Here is a 15493-nt window from a genome sequence, read left to right as displayed (position 1 = left end):
CCCAAAGGGAACTGCCGTGTTAAACCGTTATCCTTTGTGGAAGTACATCATGCTGGTCGTCGTCATTGTCGTCGGCCTGCTGTATGCGCTTCCCAACCTGTATGGTGAGGATCCGGCTGTTCAAATCACTGGCGCGCGCGGTGTCGCCGCCAGTGAGCAAACGCTGATCCAGGTCCAGAAAACTTTACAAGAAGAAAAAATTACCGCTAAGTCTGTGGCACTGGAAGAGGGCGCTATTCTTGCTCGCTTCGACTCCACCGACACGCAACTCCGCGCGCGTGAAGCGCTGATGGGCGTGATGGGTGATAAATATGTCGTGGCGTTGAACCTTGCTCCTGCAACGCCGCGTTGGTTAGCTTCTATCAACGCGGAACCGATGAAACTCGGTCTCGACCTGCGTGGCGGCGTCCACTTCCTGATGGAAGTCGATATGGAAACCGCGCTTGGCAAACTCCAGGAACAAAACATCGACAGCCTGCGTAGCGATCTGCGCGACAAAGGCATCCCTTACACCACCGTGCGTAAGGAAGATAATTACGGGATGAGCATCGCGTTCCGCGACAGCAAGGCCCGCGATCAGGCGATGGATTACCTGACCCAGCGTCATCGCGACCTGGTGCTCTCTTCTCAGGGCAGCAACCAGCTGCGTGCGGTGATGACCGATGAGCGTCTGAAAGAAGCGCGTGAATACGCGGTTCAGCAGAACATCAACATCCTGCGTAACCGTGTTAACCAGCTTGGCGTAGCTGAACCGCTGGTACAGCGTCAGGGTGCTGACCGTATCGTGGTAGAGCTGCCGGGTATCCAGGATACCGCACGTGCTAAAGAGATTCTGGGCGCAACCGCGACGCTGGAATTCCGTCTGGTGAACACCAACGTCGATCAGTCCGCAGTCGCCTCTGGCCGCGTTCCGGGCGACTCTGAAGTGAAGCAGACCCGTGAAGGCCAGCCGGTTGTGATGTACAAGCGGGTGATCCTGACCGGTGACCACATCACCGACTCGACCTCCAGCCAGGACGAATACAACCAGCCGCAGGTTAACATCTCGCTTGATAGCGCAGGTGGTAATATCATGTCTAACTTCACCAAGGACAACATCGGTAAGCCGATGGCGACCCTGTTCGTGGAGTACAAAGACAGCGGTAAAAAAGACGCTAACGGTCGCGCCATTCTGGTGAAAGAGGAAGAGGTGATTAACATCGCCAATATCCAGTCTCGCCTGGGTAACAGCTTCCGTATTACCGGTATCAACAACCCGAACGAAGCGCGTCAGCTTTCGCTGCTGCTGCGTGCCGGTGCGCTGATTGCGCCAATTCAGATCGTTGAAGAACGTACCATCGGTCCAACACTGGGCATGCAGAACATCACCCAGGGTCTGGAAGCTTGTCTGGCAGGTCTGGCGATCTCCATCGTCTTCATGATCTTCTTCTATAAGAAGTTTGGTCTGATTGCGACAAGTGCGCTGATTGCGAACCTGGTGTTGATCATCGGTATCATGTCCCTGCTGCCAGGGGCGACGCTGACCATGCCGGGTATTGCGGGTATCGTTCTAACCCTTGCGGTAGCGGTCGATGCCAACGTACTGATTAACGAACGTATCAAGGAAGAGTTAAGCAACGGTCGCTCTGTTCAGCAGGCGATTGACGAAGGCTATAAAGGCGCTTTCAGCTCCATCTTCGATGCGAACGTAACAACACTGATTAAGGTTCTTATCCTGTATGCAGTGGGTACTGGCGCTATCAAAGGCTTTGCGATTACGACCGGTATCGGTGTCGCAACGTCGATGTTTACCGCTATTGTCGGCACCCGTGCCATCGTGAACCTGCTGTACGGCGGCAAGCGCGTTAAAAAGCTGTCTATCTGAGGAGTGCGTTGTGGCACAGGAATATACTGTTGAACAATTGAACTACGGCCGTAAAGTCTGGGACTTTATGCGCTGGGACTACTGGGCCTTCGGCATTTCAGGTTTACTGCTGATCCTGTCCATCGTCGTTATGGGCGTGAAAGGCTTTAACTGGGGCCTTGATTTCACCGGTGGTACGGTGATTGAGATCTCCCTGGAAAAACCGGTCGATATGGACCAGATGCGCGAATCCCTGCAAAAAGCAGGCTTCGAAGAGCCGCTGCTGCAGAACTTTGGCAGCAGCCGCGACATCATGGTACGTATGCCTCCCGTACACGATGCTAACGGCAGTCAGGAGCTGGGCAGCAAGGTTGTTAACGTGATTAACGAAACAACCAGCCAGAGCGCGACGGTTAAGCGTATTGAGTTCGTCGGGCCAAGCGTGGGTGCGGATCTCGCCCAGACCGGTGCGATGGCACTGCTGGTCGCGTTGATCTCCATCCTGGTCTACGTCGGTTTCCGCTTTGAATGGCGACTGGCGGCAGGTGTGGTTATCGCCCTGGCGCACGACGTAGTGATTACCATGGGTATTCTGTCGCTGTTCCACATTGAGGTTGACCTGACAATCGTGGCATCCCTGATGTCCGTTATCGGTTACTCACTGAACGACAGTATCGTGGTATCTGACCGTATCCGTGAAAACTTCCGTAAGATCCGTCGCGGTACGCCGTACGAAATCTTTAACGTGTCGTTGACCCAGACGCTGCACCGTACCTTGATCACCTCCGGTACTACCCTGATGGTGATCCTGATGCTGTTCCTCTTCGGCGGTCCGGTTCTGGAAGGCTTCTCGCTAACCATGCTGATCGGTGTCTCCATCGGTACGGCGTCGTCCATCTACGTCGCGTCGGCACTGGCACTGAAACTTGGCATGAAGCGCGAGCACCTGCTCCAGCAGAAGGTCGAGAAAGAAGGGGCGGATCAGCCCTCTATCCTGCCGTAAGATAGGTAGCGCGCTATCGAAATCCCGGTCTGATGACCGGGATTTTTTTTATCTGCTCCTGACAAACACTCCTGACAGTATGCTGTCAGGAGGCCTGTCATACACTCCTCCTGAACCCAAACAACAGGCAGGAGGATGTATGAAAAGTGTGATTAACTGGTTTGAAATTCCGGTCGCGGATATGGATCGTGCCATCAAATTTTACGAGCCGGTGATGCAGGTGGCGCTGAAGCGCGAGACAATGGACGTTGCCGAGCTGGCCATTTTTCCTCATGAGGATCCGGCTACCGGCGGCGCGCTGGCAAAATTTGACGGCATTACACCCTCATCGCAGGGCGCTATTATTTATCTGCATACTGATAACCTGGCGGCAACGCTGGATCGTGTGGTGTCAGCGGGTGGGGCATGCGTGTTTGGCCCACTGGAACTGCCGCGCGGTATTGGCACCATTGCGCTGTTTACCGACAGCGAAGGCAACCGGGTTGGACTTCATCAACCTGCCTGACATCAACCTGTAAAGCGAATAAACAATGACCCGACGCGCTGACCGTTTGTTTCAGATTGTGCAAATCCTGCGAGGCAGGCGGCTGACCACAGCAGCGCATCTGGCAGACAGGCTCGGCGTTTCTGAACGCACGGTTTATCGTGATATCCGCGATCTATCGCTCTCTGGCGTGCCGGTGGAAGGGGAGGCGGGAAGCGGCTATCGACTGATGTCGGGCTTTGACTTGCCGCCCCTGATGCTGACCAACAGGGAGTCCGAAGCGCTGATGGTGGCGATCCGCCTGCTTAAAACCTGGGGCGGGGAGTCGCTGTCGCGTGAGCTGGAGTCGGCCCAGGAAAAGGTGCTGGCGATCCTGCCGGAGGAGAGCCGCCGCAAGGCCGAGCAGACGCGGATCTACGCCCCGGATATTGCCATGCAACACCACTCCCGCAGCGGCTTCGATGTGATTCATCAGGCGATCTCTGCTCAGCGGGTGCTGGGACTGCACTATCGTGATGATAGCGGGCACCTCTCTTCCCGCGACGTGCAGCCGCTGGGGTTGTTCTTCTGGGGCGAGCACTGGCTGCTGGCAGCATGGTGTGAACGGCGCGATGACTATCGCTGTTTCCGACTCGACAGGTGTCTGAATATCACGATGACGGACAGACGCTTTAGCGAAGGTGCAGATCGATCGCTGGCGGACTTTTTACGGAAGGTTAAGCAATAAAAAAGCCAGCTCTTGAGCTGGCTTTTTTGCCGGGTGGCGTTACAGGCACAACTTAGAAGTTGTAACCCACAACCAGGTAACCACCCCAGCCGGTAGAACGCACGCTGAAGTTACCGTCGCCGAAGTTCAGGCTGGCGTCGTCGTTCCACTGACCACCGTTGTGCCAGTAACGCGCCACAACAGAGTAGTGCCAGTGATCGTAGTTCAGCGCCAGGATGTGGCTGGAGGCGATAGAGTCGTTGGTACGCGCTTTCTTACCGTTCAGGTCACGGAAGTCGTTGTCGCCCAGGTCTGAACCCCAGTCAAAGTTGGTGAAGCCGATGTAGCTCAGGTTGCCGCCCCACAGCTGGGTGATTGGCACAAAGTATTTCACTTTGAAACGGTAGCCATCCCACTCGTTTTCGTTCGCTGCACCGTAGTTCTGCCACTGGTATTTGGCATAAACGTTCATGGACAGGCTCATCGGCAGACCGGTGTCGATGTCAGTACCCAGACCCATGTACCAGGTGCTCTGGCGACCGGACTTGTTGCGGCCCATGTCGTAGATGTAGTTGTTTGCGAAGTACCACTCTTTAAACGGACCAAAGGCCAGGCTGGTATCGGTCAGCTTGTCGATGGAGAAGCGCGGTTCGATCTCCATGAACAGTGGGGAACCGTGGTTCCAGATACCTTTCGCGTCAGTATTACCACCGAAGAAGACCGGTGCATCCATGTAACCATAGAAATCAAACCAGTCTTTTTTGGCAAACGCTTCGTATTCCAGGTAGGTATCGTTGCGGATCTGTGGTCCGAAACGGGTGTGGTAGCTGCCAACGACGTTGACGCTCTGGTGCCACCAGTCGGAAACGTACTCTGGTTTATCGTTTTCTGCTGCCTGAACAGAGAAAGTAGAGGAGAGCGCCAGCGCTGCACCGGCTGCCAGTAATGTTTTTTTCATAATAATGCCACTGATTTGAAATCCCTTACGGGAGTGAAAAAGGCGCGAATTGCGTTTCTAAATATTTCGTGTTTCTGGGAGCCTATTATAGGAATCCTTGCTCACAAAAATATGTGTTGTTTCACAGTTCTCTCACATACGTAATCGATTGCGTTCACGTTTGCGTATTTTTAAACGGAGCGGATTGTAATAGCAAACATTTCTGTTGCCAATGTTTGTAACCAAAGAGGGGGGCGGAACGTGATCCACGTTCCGCCGGGGGATTATTGCGCGACGGGCTGGATATCGTGGATGCGGATAAAACCGAGTTGATCGGGCGTCAGGCCATTAAGCTGCAACGGAATGTCGACATCGCTGGGTGCCAGAATGCTGGCCGGTGCATTAATCAGCTGGGTCTGGACGTTCAGCTCCTGGAAGCTATCGGTAGTGCCCTGGATCTGGCCCCACTCAACGGTGGCGCTGAATGCCGGCAGGGGATCGTTTGATTCCCCCTGAATGCGCAGCGTGGCACGGGTGCCATCGGCGTTTGGCGCGACGTTCACCAGCGACATGCGTAGTGTGCCGATCTGGCTGTTCAGCCTGGCTGGCGTATTCGATCCCGGCAGCAGATAGACGCCGCTGGTCGATTTCGCGTTCAGCGCATTCTGCTGGGTGATCTTGACGGTTTCCTGGTTAAGCTTATTCATGGTCGTATTCAATGAACTGATGCTTTGGTTCATCTGGCGCACTTCGCTTTGCTGCGCACAGGCGCTGAGGCTAAAAAGGCTTCCCAGCAGCAGAACATGTAGGTAACGTCTTGTCATGGCAATTATTTCCCTGAAATAACGGATTCTGCTAAGGGTAGTCAACGACGCGGCCCTGCGTATAGATCCTTTATCTCAAAAACGCTCCTTCTTTGTTGTCAGCCCAGTTCGGGGTAAAATGGAGTTCAGTCAACCCGATAGCCAGGACACCGTATGCATTGCCCATTCTGTCTCGCCGTGGATACTAAAGTAATCGACTCCCGTCTCGTGGGAGAAGGCTCATCCGTACGCCGCCGCCGTCAGTGCCTGGTATGTAACGAACGCTTCACCACTTTTGAAGTGGCGGAGCTGGTGATGCCGCGCGTCGTCAAAAGTAACGACGTTCGCGAACCCTTCAATGAAGAGAAGCTGCGCAGTGGAATGCTAAAAGCGCTGGAGAAGCGGCCAGTGAGCGCAGATGACGTCGAAATGGCGCTTAACCATATCAAAACTCAGCTGCGCGCCACCGGCGAGCGCGAGGTGCCGAGCAAAATGATCGGCAATCTGGTCATGGAACAGCTCAAGAAGCTCGATAAAGTCGCCTATATCCGTTTTGCCTCTGTTTACCGCAGTTTTGAAGATATCAAAGAGTTCGGTGAAGAGATCGCCCGCCTACAGGACTAAGCACATGCAGGATGAGATTTACATGGCGCGAGCGCTGAAGCTGGCGCAACGCGGGCGGTTTACCACCCACCCCAATCCGAACGTGGGTTGCGTTATCGTGAAAGATGGCGAGATCGTCGGGGAAGGTTTTCACTATCGTGCCGGTGAGCCGCATGCCGAAGTGCATGCTTTGCGCATGGCCGGCGAGAAGGCGCGCGGTGCGACGGCCTACGTGACGCTGGAACCTTGCAGCCATCACGGTCGCACGCCGCCGTGCTGCGATGCCCTTATTGCTGCGGGCGTTTCACGGGTCGTCGCGGCGATGCAGGATCCTAATCCTCAGGTTGCTGGTCGCGGCCTGTATCGCCTGCAGCAGGCGGGCATTGAAGTCAGTCATGGCCTAATGATGAGTGAGGCCGAACGCCTGAACAAAGGCTTCCTCAAGCGGATGCGAACCGGTTTTCCCTATATCCAACTGAAGCTGGGTGCCTCGCTGGATGGCCGCACGGCAATGGCCAGCGGCGAAAGCCAGTGGATAACCTCCCCGCAAGCAAGGCGCGATGTGCAACGTCTGCGCGCGCAAAGCCATGCTATCCTCACCAGCCATGCCACCGTTTTGGCCGACGATCCTGCTTTGACGGTGCGCTGGGATGAGCTGAATGCCGACACGCAGACGCTGTATCCGCAACAAAATTTACGCCAGCCGCTGCGCATCGTGGTTGACCGGCAGAACAGCGTGACGCCTGAGCACCGCATTGTGCAGCAGCCGGGCGAAACCTGGTTTGCCCGTACGCAGGAAGATGAGCGCAGCTGGCCGGAAGGCGTTCGCAGCATCCTGGTGCCGGAGCATAACGGGCACGTGGATTTAGTGGTGCTGATGATGTTGCTGGGTAAACAGCAGATCAACAGTATCTGGGTAGAAGCCGGTCCGACGCTGGCCGGTGCGCTGTTGCAGGCCGGGCTGGTAGACGAGCTGATCGTCTATCTGGCGCCTAAACTGTTAGGCAGCGACGCGCGTGGTCTGTGCGTGTTACCTGGGCTGGAAAAACTGGCGGATGCTCCGGCATTTAAATTTAGCGAGATACGCCCGGTTGGGCCGGATCTGTGTCTCCACCTGACCACCGCGTAAGGCTTGCCTAAATAGGGAAGCAGTGCGCAAAATATTATGATAAAATCCGCCCCCCTGCGGGGCCACCAAATGAACCCGTTAAGGAAGAGTATGAACATTATTGAAGCAGCCGTTGCTACCCCGGACGCTCGCGTCGCCATCACCATTGCGCGTTTCAACAACTTCATCAACGACAGCCTGCTGGAGGGTGCCATTGACGCCCTGAAACGTATCGGCCAGGTGAAAGACGAAAACATTACCGTTGTCTGGGTTCCGGGTGCTTACGAACTGCCACTGGCAGCGGGCGCACTGGCGAAAACCGGTAAGTATGATGCAGTTATCGCACTGGGTACGGTAATTCGTGGCGGCACCGCGCATTTTGAATATGTTGCGGGTGGCGCAAGCAACGGTCTGGCGCACGTGGCACAGGATGCAGAAATTCCTGTCGCTTTCGGCGTACTCACCACTGAAAGTATTGAACAAGCCATCGAACGTGCTGGCACCAAAGCCGGTAACAAAGGTGCAGAAGCTGCACTGACCGCGCTTGAAATGATCAATGTATTGAAAGCCATCAAGGCCTGATTTTTTTGTAAGGGGAATTCCGTGAAACCTGCTGCTCGTCGCCGCGCCCGTGAATGTGCCGTTCAGGCACTTTACTCCTGGCAGTTGTCCCAGAACGACATCGCTGATGTTGAATACCAGTTCCTGGCGGAACAAGACGTCAAAGACGTTGACGTCGTGTACTTCCGTGAACTGCTGTCGGGAGTGGCGACTAATAGCGCGTATCTCGACGGTCTGATGAAGCCGTACCTGTCCCGTCTGCTCGAAGAGCTGGGCCAGGTTGAAAAAGCTGTGCTGCGTATCGCACTGTTTGAGCTGTCGAAGCGTGATGATGTGCCGTACAAAGTGGCCATCAACGAAGCGATCGAACTGGCGAAAACCTTCGGTGCTGAAGACAGCCACAAATTTGTGAATGGCGTGCTGGATAAAGCCGCACCTGCGATCCGTCCCCGTAAAAAGTGATCCGCAAGCCGGAGTATCGTGTCGCCTTTGGGCGGTGCGTGCTCCGGTTTTTTTATTTTCTTTGCTGAGGCATAACGTATGGCATGTGGCGAATTTTCCCTGATTGCCCGTTATTTTGACCGAGTCAGAAGCTCGCGTCTCGATGTGGAAACCGGCATCGGCGACGACTGTGCACTTCTCAATATCCCCGAAAAACAGACGCTGGCCATCAGCACCGACACCTTAGTGTGTGGTCATCATTTTCTGCCGGATATCGATCCTGCCGATCTGGCGTATAAAGCGCTGGCGGTGAACGTGAGCGATTTGGCGGCGATGGGGGCCGATCCGGCGTGGTTAACCCTGGCGCTGACCCTGCCTGAAGTTGATGAAAGCTGGCTTGAGGCCTTTAGCGACGCGCTGTTTGAACAGCTTAACTATTACGATATGCAGCTGATTGGCGGCGATACTACCGCCGGTCCGCTGTCGATGACCCTGGCGATCCACGGCTATGTGCCGGCTGGGCGGGCGTTAAAACGTTCTGGAGCGAAACCGGGCGACTGGATTTACGTCACCGGCACGCCGGGTGACAGCGCGGCAGGGCTGGCCATATTGCAGAAGCAGTTAACCGTGCCGGACGCGAATGATGAGGCGTACTTTGTGCGACGCCATCTGCGCCCGACGCCGCGCATTCTGCACGGCCAGGCGCTGCGGGATCGCGCCAGCTCTGCTATCGATCTCTCGGATGGCCTGATCTCCGATCTGGGTCATATTCTGAAAGCCAGCGGCGTAGGCGCGCGGATCGACCTGGATCTGTTCCCGCTCTCTGAGGCGATGCGCAGGCACGTGGAGCCAGATCAGGCGTTGCGCTGGGCGCTCTCCGGCGGCGAAGATTATGAGCTGTGCTTTACCGTTCCTGAGCTGAACCGCGGCACGCTGGATGTGGCGTTAGCTAATCTGGGGGCTGGGTTTACCTGTATCGGCCAGATTATGCCGGAAAGCGAAGGATTGCAGTTTGTGCAGAACGGTTCGCCGGTAACGCTCGACTGGAAAGGGTACGATCACTTCGCATAGTTCTGTGCGGCGTGTATTGCCGGGTGGCAGCTTCGCCTTACCCGGCTTACAGATACTTTGAAAAGCCCGGTACGCGTGAAGCGCCACCGGGCTTTTTTATTTGAACCCTACGACCGGATGCTGCTTGTACGGCGTCTCCAGCTCAGCGATCTGTTCCGGGGTCAGGGTGATATCTACGGCATTGATCAGCTCGTCCAACTGCTCTTCGCGCGATGCGCCGATAATGGGCGCTGCCACTCCCCGCTTACTCAACACCCATGCCAGTGCCACCTGGGCGCGCGTTACGCCGAGATCCTCGGCAACCCTTGTTAAACGTTCGGCTATCTGCGCGTTATTGGCTTCGGTTTCGTCATACAGCGTTTTGCCAAACTCATCCGATACCGAGCGGGCAGTGGTTTCACCCCACGGACGGGTTAACCGCCCGCGCGCCAGCGGACTCCACGGGATCACCGCCACGCCGTGCTGATAGCACAGGGGCAACATCTCGCGCTCTTCTTCGCGGTAGATCAGGTTATAGTGATCCTGCATGGTGACAAAGGGCGCCCAGCCGTGCTGTTCCTGAAGTGCCAGCGCCTGGGCAAACTGGGCGGCGTGCATCGACGAGGCGCCGATATAGCGCGCTTTTCCCGCCCTGACCACGTCATTCAGCGCCTCGAGCGTCTCTTCAATCGGGGTATTATAATCCCAGCGGTGGATCTGCAGCAGATCGACATATTCCATGTTCAGGCGTCGCAGGCTGTCATCAATGGAGCGAAGGATCTGCGCCCGGGAGAGGCCTTCTGCCAGATCACCCACCTGATGGTACACTTTGGTGGCGACCACCACTTCCTCGCGGCGAGCGAAGTCGCGCAGCGCCTGGCCGACGATCTCTTCGCTGCTGCCATCGGAGTAGCTGTTGGCGGTATCAAAGAAGTTAATGCCGCCCTCGAGAGCGTGTTTGATGATCGGACGGCTGCTCTCTTCCGGCAGCGTCCAGGCGTGCTTACCCCGGTCCGGCTCGCCAAACGTCATGCAGCCCAGACAAAGACGAGAAACCTTAAGATCTGTTTTTCCTAATATATTGTATTGCATGGTTCCACTCCTGCTGATTACTTAAAACGTAACGTTAAGCATAGCAGGAGCGGAAAGGGGAGGGATTATGCCAGCCAGGCGTTGATGCGGGCTTCGATACCCGCGGCATCCAGACCAATGTCGGCGCGCGCTTCGTCCTGCGTACCCTGGGGGATAAAGTGATCCGGCAGACCCAGGTTCAGCACGGGTACAGGTTTACGATTCGCCATCAGCACTTCGTTCACGCCGCTGCCAGCTCCCCCCATAATCGCATTCTCTTCCAGGGTGACCAGCGCCTCGTGACGTGATGCCATGTCCAGAATCAGGGCCTCATCGAGCGGCTTCACAAAGCGCATGTCGACCAGAGTCGCGTTAAGGGACTCTGCCACTTTTGCCGCTTCTGGCATCAACGTACCAAAGTTCAGGATCGCCAGCTTTTCACCGCGACGTTTAACGACACCTTTGCCGATTGGCAGTTTTGCCAGCGGCTCCAGGGTGACGCCCACGGCGTTACCGCGCGGATAACGCACGGCCGTTGGGCCATCCTGGTAGTGATAGCCGGTGAACAGCATCTGGCGACATTCGTTTTCGTCGCTTGGGGTCATCACCACCATATCCGGGATACAGCGTAAAAAAGAGAGATCGAACGCGCCCTGGTGCGTCTGGCCGTCGGCCCCGACAATGCCTGCGCGGTCAATGGCGAACAGCACGGGCAGCTTCTGGATCGCGACATCGTGGATCACCTGGTCATAGGCGCGCTGCAGGAAGGTGGAGTAGATCGCCACGACCGGTTTGTAACCGCCTATCGCCAGACCTGCGGCAAAGGTCACGGCATGTTGCTCGGCGATGGCGACATCAAAATATTGCGTCGGGTATTTGCGGGAAAACTCGACCATCCCGGAACCTTCGCGCATTGCCGGGGTAACGGCCATCAGCTTGCTGTCTTTGGCGGCGGTTTCGCACAGCCAGTCACCGAAAATTTTAGAATAGCTCGGCATCCCACCGCTGCTTTTCGGCAGGCAGCCGCTGGTGTGGTCGAACTTGGGTACCGCGTGGAAGGTGATCGGATCTTTTTCCGCCGGTTCGTAGCCCCGACCTTTTTTGGTCATGATGTGCAGGAACTGCGGGCCTTTCAGGTCACGCATGTTTTTCAGCGTGGAGACCAGCCCCAGCACGTCGTGTCCATCCACAGGACCAATGTAGTTAAAGCCCAGCTCTTCAAACAGCGTGCCAGGCACGACCATGCCTTTGATGTGCTCTTCGGTGCGTTTCAGCAGCTCTTTGATCGGGGGTACGCCAGAGAAGACTTTTTTGCCGCCTTCGCGCAGGCTGGAGTAGAGCTTACCGGAGAGCAGGTTCGCCAGGTGGTTGTTCAGCGCCCCGACGTTTTCGGAAATCGACATCTCGTTGTCATTGAGCACCACCAGCATGTCTGGTTTGATATCGCCCGCATGATTCATCGCCTCAAAGGCCATCCCGGCGGTAATCGCGCCATCGCCAATGACGCAGACGGTGCGGCGCTGTTTGTTCTCTTTGGCAGCCGCGACGGCTACCCCGATCCCGGCTGAAATAGAGGTGGAAGAGTGACCGACGCTCAGCACGTCGTATTCGCTCTCGCCACGCCATGGGAACGGATGCAGGCCGCCTTTCTGGCGAATGGTGCCAATTTTATCGCGACGGCCAGTAAGAATTTTGTGCGGATAAGCCTGATGACCCACGTCCCAGATCAGCTGATCGAATGGCGTGTTATAGACATAATGCAGCGCCACGGTGAGTTCCACCGTGCCAAGCCCGGAGGCGAAATGACCGCTGGAGCGGCTGACGCTGTCGAGCAGGTAGCGACGCAGCTCGTCGCACAGCTTCGGCAGGCTCTCTTTCGGCAACAGACGTAACTCCTGGGTGGAGTCAACCAACGCCAGTGTCGGGTATTTGGCAATATCAAAACTCATCAGAGACTCATCGTGGTGTTTTCGTTATTTATCACGCTGGATTATATAGTCCGCTAGCGCTTCCAGTGCCGAGGTATCCAGTGACTGCGCGGCCAGTTGTTCAAGCGACTGGCGGGCATCTGCAATCAGGTCCCGGGCTTTTTGTTGGGCTTGCTCAAGGCCCAGAAGGGCGGGATAGGTACTTTTGCCAAGCTGCTGATCGGCACCCTGACGTTTACCTAATGTTGCAGTATCGCCCACGACATCCAGAATGTCATCCTGAACCTGGAACGCTAAACCGATACTTTCTGCGTAGCGATCCAGAACAGGCAGGGCGTTGCGACCTTGCTCACCCGCGCTCAATGCGCCCAGACGAACGGCTGCACGAATCAATGCGCCGGTCTTGTGGCGATGAATACGTTCCAGCTGTTCCAGATTAACCTGACGTCCTTCTGCTTCGAGATCCAGCGCCTGACCGCCGCACATACCGGCTACGCCGCTGGCCGTTGCCAGCTCGGAGACCATCGCCAGACGGTCGCGATCCGCCACTTCCACCATTGGGGCATCGCTCAGAATTGAGAATGCCAGGGTTTGCAGGGCATCGCCTGCCAGAATGGCGTTCGCTTCACCAAATTTAATGTGGCAGGTCGGCTGGCCGCGGCGCAGGTCGTCGTCGTCCATCGCCGGCAGATCGTCGTGAATCAGCGAGTAAGCGTGAATACACTCCACCGCGGCGGCAGGCGCATCCAGCGTATCGGCACTGATCCCGAACATTCCGCCGGTGGCATACACCAGAAAAGGACGCAGGCGTTTACCGCCTAACAGTGCGCCATAATGCATGGCCTCAACCAGTGGAGTGTTCTGAAAAGGCTGGGGAGCGATAAAACGGCGCAATGCGTCGTCAGCACGTCCGACGCAAGCCTGAAGCTGGTTCGAAAAGTCCATCTACTCGGCATCCGGTGTGAAGGGGGTCGTGGCAGCATCTTCGTTATCGGAGAGCAAGATCTGCACGCGTTGTTCCGCCTGTTGCAGTTTAACCTGGCCCTGGCGCGCCAGCTGCACGCCGCGTTCGAATTCATTAAGCGCCTCTTCCAACGGCAGGTCGCCGCTTTCCAGACGGGTAACGATTTGCTCCAGTTCACTCAGCGCAGTTTCGAAACTGGCGGGTGCATCGTTTTTCTTCGGCATAGTGAATGTCTGACTCTCAGTTTTTTATCCCTGATATGGTATCGGACTCAGGGTAATTATCAAATAACGCGCAATGTGCACAGGAGCCACGTGATGGTGGTATACTTCTGCGCCTGGATGCAGCCCTGGAAATGTGGGCTGCTGTACTTTTCCATTACAAGCTTAACTGCTTGCCTAAGAAACATTGCCGCCATGAAGTTTATCATTAAATTGTTCCCGGAAATCACCATCAAAAGCCAATCTGTGCGTTTGCGCTTTATTAAAATTTTAACCGGGAACATTCGTAACGTTCTGAAGCATTACGACGAGACGCTGGCCGTCGTGCGTCACTGGGATCATGTCGAAGTCCGCGCTAAAGATGAAAACAAGCGCCTGGACATTCGAGAAGCCTTAACCCGTATTCCGGGGATCCACCATATTCTGGAAGTGGAAGATGTTCCATTCACTTCCCTGCACGACATCTTCGAAAAAGCGCTGGCGCAGTATCGCGATCAGATCGAAGGCAAAACCTTCTGCGTGCGCGCCAAGCGTCGCGGCAAACATGAGTTTAGCTCCATTGAAGTCGAACGCTATGTGGGCGGCGGATTGAATCAGCACGTTGAATCTGCGCGTGTGCGTCTGACCAACCCGGAAGTGACCGTTAATCTGGAAATTGAGAACGACCGCCTGCTGCTGGTAAAAGGCCGCTACGAAGGTATTGGCGGCTTCCCAATCGGTACTCAGGAAGATGTGCTGTCGCTGATTTCCGGCGGTTTCGACTCCGGTGTTTCCAGCTATATGCTGATGCGCCGCGGCTGCCGTGTGCACTACTGCTTCTTTAACCTCGGCGGCGCGGCGCATGAAATTGGCGTACGTCAGGTGGCCCATTATCTGTGGAACCGCTTCGGCAGCTCTCACCGCGTGCGTTTTGTGGCGATCAACTTTGAACCGGTGGTGGGCGAAATCCTCGAGAAAGTGGACGACGGCCAGATGGGCGTGGTGCTGAAGCGCATGATGGTGCGTGCGGCCTCGAAAGTGGCTGAGCGTTATGGCGTGCAGGCGCTGGTGACCGGCGAAGCGCTGGGCCAGGTCTCCAGCCAGACCCTGACCAACCTGCGTCTGATCGACAACGTGTCGGATACCCTGATCCTGCGTCCGCTGATTTCACACGACAAAGAACACATCATCGATCTGGCGCGTGAGATCGGTACTGAAGACTTCGCCCGTACCATGCCGGAATACTGCGGTGTGATCTCAAAAAGCCCGACCGTGAAAGCGGTAAAAGCGAAGATCGAAGCGGAAGAAGAAAACTTCGATTTCAGCATCCTTGAGAAAGTGGTGGCCGAAGCCTCTAACATTGATATTCGCGAAATCGCCCAGCAGACCGAGCAGGACGTGGTGGAAGTTGAGACCGTGAACGGTTTCGGTCCTGACGACGTGCTGCTGGATATCCGCTCTGTGGACGAGCAGGATGCGAAGCCGTTTGAGCCGGAAGGTGTGGAAGTGGCCTCGCTGCCGTTCTACAAGCTGAGCACCAAATTTGGCGATCTGGATAAGAGCAAAACCTATCTGCTGTGGTGCGAGCGCGGGGTGATGAGCCGTCTGCAGGCGCTCTATCTGCGCGAGCAGGGCTTTACGAATGTGAAGGTGTATCGCCCGTAGTTCATTGCAGGAGAGTGCGGCCTGATGCCCTCACCCCGACCCTCTCCCACGAGGAGAGGGCGCAAACATAAAAAACGGCAACCTTTGGTTGCCGTTTTGCTTTTACCTCGCGCCACCCGGCTTTTT

16 protein-coding genes are annotated in these 15493 nt (G+C 56.0%); 10 read left to right on the top strand and 6 right to left on the bottom strand.

Translation table 11 applies throughout. The features are described 5' to 3' along the window. The first annotated feature begins 16 nt into the window (after positions 1-16). The 4 genes from secD to C3F35_RS06700 all read left to right on the top strand — a co-directional run bounded on the left by secD (position 17) and on the right by C3F35_RS06700 (position 4057). Entirely contained in the window at positions 17-1864 is a 1848-nt protein-coding gene (secD, locus tag C3F35_RS06715) for a protein translocase subunit SecD (RefSeq protein ID WP_032616801.1), read from the top strand. 10 nt (positions 1865-1874) lie between these two features. Next, complete coding sequence (secF, locus tag C3F35_RS06710) at positions 1875-2846, top strand: protein translocase subunit SecF (protein ID WP_032616802.1); 972 nt, start codon at positions 1875-1877, stop codon at positions 2844-2846. A 139-nt stretch (positions 2847-2985) separates the two neighbouring features. Beyond that, the gene (locus C3F35_RS06705) at positions 2986-3351 is read left to right on the top strand and encodes a VOC family protein (RefSeq protein ID WP_032616803.1); all 366 of its coding nucleotides are present in this window, start codon (positions 2986-2988) and stop codon (positions 3349-3351) included. Positions 3352-3376: 25 nt separating this feature from the next. After that, entirely contained in the window at positions 3377-4057 is a 681-nt protein-coding gene (locus C3F35_RS06700) for a helix-turn-helix transcriptional regulator (RefSeq protein WP_103791828.1), read from the top strand. A gap of 52 nt (positions 4058-4109) precedes the next feature. On the opposite strand, the gene C3F35_RS06695 is transcribed toward C3F35_RS06700, so the two are convergent. Then, positions 4110-4994: a nucleoside-specific channel-forming protein Tsx gene (locus C3F35_RS06695; RefSeq protein ID WP_103791829.1), complete on the bottom strand. Its 885-nt coding sequence runs from the start codon at positions 4992-4994 to the stop codon at positions 4110-4112. Between the two features lie 263 nt (positions 4995-5257). Continuing rightward, on the bottom strand, positions 5258-5797 hold the full coding sequence (locus C3F35_RS06690; protein WP_032616811.1) for a DUF3251 domain-containing protein: 540 nt from the start codon (positions 5795-5797) through the stop codon (positions 5258-5260). Between the two features lie 153 nt (positions 5798-5950). Between C3F35_RS06690 and nrdR the strand changes: the two genes are divergently transcribed. From nrdR to thiL, 5 genes are all read left to right on the top strand, one after another. After that, on the top strand, positions 5951-6400 hold the full coding sequence (gene nrdR, locus C3F35_RS06685; RefSeq protein ID WP_032616812.1) for a transcriptional regulator NrdR: 450 nt from the start codon (positions 5951-5953) through the stop codon (positions 6398-6400). A gap of 4 nt (positions 6401-6404) precedes the next feature. Continuing rightward, the gene (gene ribD / locus C3F35_RS06680; RefSeq protein ID WP_103791830.1) at positions 6405-7508 is read left to right on the top strand and encodes a bifunctional diaminohydroxyphosphoribosylaminopyrimidine deaminase/5-amino-6-(5-phosphoribosylamino)uracil reductase RibD; all 1104 of its coding nucleotides are present in this window, start codon (positions 6405-6407) and stop codon (positions 7506-7508) included. Between the two features lie 90 nt (positions 7509-7598). Further along, positions 7599-8069 carry a 6,7-dimethyl-8-ribityllumazine synthase gene (gene ribH / locus C3F35_RS06675; RefSeq protein WP_014882758.1) on the top strand — a complete coding sequence of 157 codons (471 nt, stop codon included), beginning with the start codon at positions 7599-7601 and terminating at the stop codon, positions 8067-8069. A 21-nt stretch (positions 8070-8090) separates the two neighbouring features. Next, on the top strand, positions 8091-8510 hold the full coding sequence (gene nusB, locus C3F35_RS06670; RefSeq protein WP_032616814.1) for a transcription antitermination factor NusB: 420 nt from the start codon (positions 8091-8093) through the stop codon (positions 8508-8510). Between the two features lie 78 nt (positions 8511-8588). Next, positions 8589-9560: a thiamine-phosphate kinase gene (gene thiL, locus C3F35_RS06665; RefSeq protein WP_032616815.1), complete on the top strand. Its 972-nt coding sequence runs from the start codon at positions 8589-8591 to the stop codon at positions 9558-9560. Between the two features lie 96 nt (positions 9561-9656). Here thiL and C3F35_RS06660 read toward each other — a convergent pair whose 3' ends face one another. The 4 genes from C3F35_RS06660 to xseB form a co-directional block, all read right to left on the bottom strand. Continuing rightward, positions 9657-10631, bottom strand: coding sequence for an aldo/keto reductase (locus C3F35_RS06660; RefSeq protein ID WP_032616816.1), 975 nt, complete (start codon positions 10629-10631; stop codon positions 9657-9659). A gap of 65 nt (positions 10632-10696) precedes the next feature. Next, entirely contained in the window at positions 10697-12559 is a 1863-nt protein-coding gene (gene dxs, locus C3F35_RS06655) for a 1-deoxy-D-xylulose-5-phosphate synthase (RefSeq protein WP_077226999.1), read from the bottom strand. 24 nt (positions 12560-12583) lie between these two features. Continuing rightward, the gene (gene ispA, locus C3F35_RS06650; RefSeq protein WP_103791831.1) at positions 12584-13483 is read right to left on the bottom strand and encodes a (2E,6E)-farnesyl diphosphate synthase; all 900 of its coding nucleotides are present in this window, start codon (positions 13481-13483) and stop codon (positions 12584-12586) included. Continuing rightward, complete coding sequence (xseB, locus tag C3F35_RS06645; protein WP_032616819.1) at positions 13484-13726, bottom strand: exodeoxyribonuclease VII small subunit; 243 nt, start codon at positions 13724-13726, stop codon at positions 13484-13486. Between the two features lie 192 nt (positions 13727-13918). Between xseB and thiI the strand changes: the two genes are divergently transcribed. After that, entirely contained in the window at positions 13919-15367 is a 1449-nt protein-coding gene (gene thiI / locus C3F35_RS06640; RefSeq protein ID WP_032616820.1) for a tRNA uracil 4-sulfurtransferase ThiI, read from the top strand. Positions 15368-15493 lie beyond the last annotated feature (126 nt).

The sequence above is a fragment of the Leclercia sp. LSNIH3 genome, assembly GCF_002935105.1.
Classification (GTDB): domain Bacteria; phylum Pseudomonadota; class Gammaproteobacteria; order Enterobacterales; family Enterobacteriaceae; genus Enterobacter; species Enterobacter adecarboxylatus.
This window is presented reverse-complemented; position numbering and strand designations above follow the sequence as displayed.

Bases quoted from the DNA above. Each gene is read 5' to 3' on its own strand.
- xseB (WP_032616819.1), bottom strand. From the start codon at position 13,726: ATGCCGAAGAAAAACGATGCACCCGCCAGTTTCGAAACTGCGCTGAGT.
- ribH (WP_014882758.1), top strand. From the start codon at position 7,599: ATGAACATTATTGAAGCAGCCGTTGCTACCCCGGACGCTCGCGTCGCC.
- C3F35_RS06700 (WP_103791828.1), top strand. From the start codon at position 3,377: ATGACCCGACGCGCTGACCGTTTGTTTCAGATTGTGCAAATCCTGCGA.
- C3F35_RS06690 (WP_032616811.1), bottom strand. From the start codon at position 5,797: ATGACAAGACGTTACCTACATGTTCTGCTGCTGGGAAGCCTTTTTAGC.
- dxs (WP_077226999.1), bottom strand. From the start codon at position 12,559: ATGAGTTTTGATATTGCCAAATACCCGACACTGGCGTTGGTTGACTCC.
- nrdR (WP_032616812.1), top strand. From the start codon at position 5,951: ATGCATTGCCCATTCTGTCTCGCCGTGGATACTAAAGTAATCGACTCC.
- C3F35_RS06695 (WP_103791829.1), bottom strand. From the start codon at position 4,994: ATGAAAAAAACATTACTGGCAGCCGGTGCAGCGCTGGCGCTCTCCTCT.
- thiI (WP_032616820.1), top strand. From the start codon at position 13,919: ATGAAGTTTATCATTAAATTGTTCCCGGAAATCACCATCAAAAGCCAA.
- ribD (WP_103791830.1), top strand. From the start codon at position 6,405: ATGCAGGATGAGATTTACATGGCGCGAGCGCTGAAGCTGGCGCAACGC.
- C3F35_RS06705 (WP_032616803.1), top strand. From the start codon at position 2,986: ATGAAAAGTGTGATTAACTGGTTTGAAATTCCGGTCGCGGATATGGAT.
- thiL (WP_032616815.1), top strand. From the start codon at position 8,589: ATGGCATGTGGCGAATTTTCCCTGATTGCCCGTTATTTTGACCGAGTC.
- ispA (WP_103791831.1), bottom strand. From the start codon at position 13,483: ATGGACTTTTCGAACCAGCTTCAGGCTTGCGTCGGACGTGCTGACGAC.
- C3F35_RS06660 (WP_032616816.1), bottom strand. From the start codon at position 10,631: ATGCAATACAATATATTAGGAAAAACAGATCTTAAGGTTTCTCGTCTT.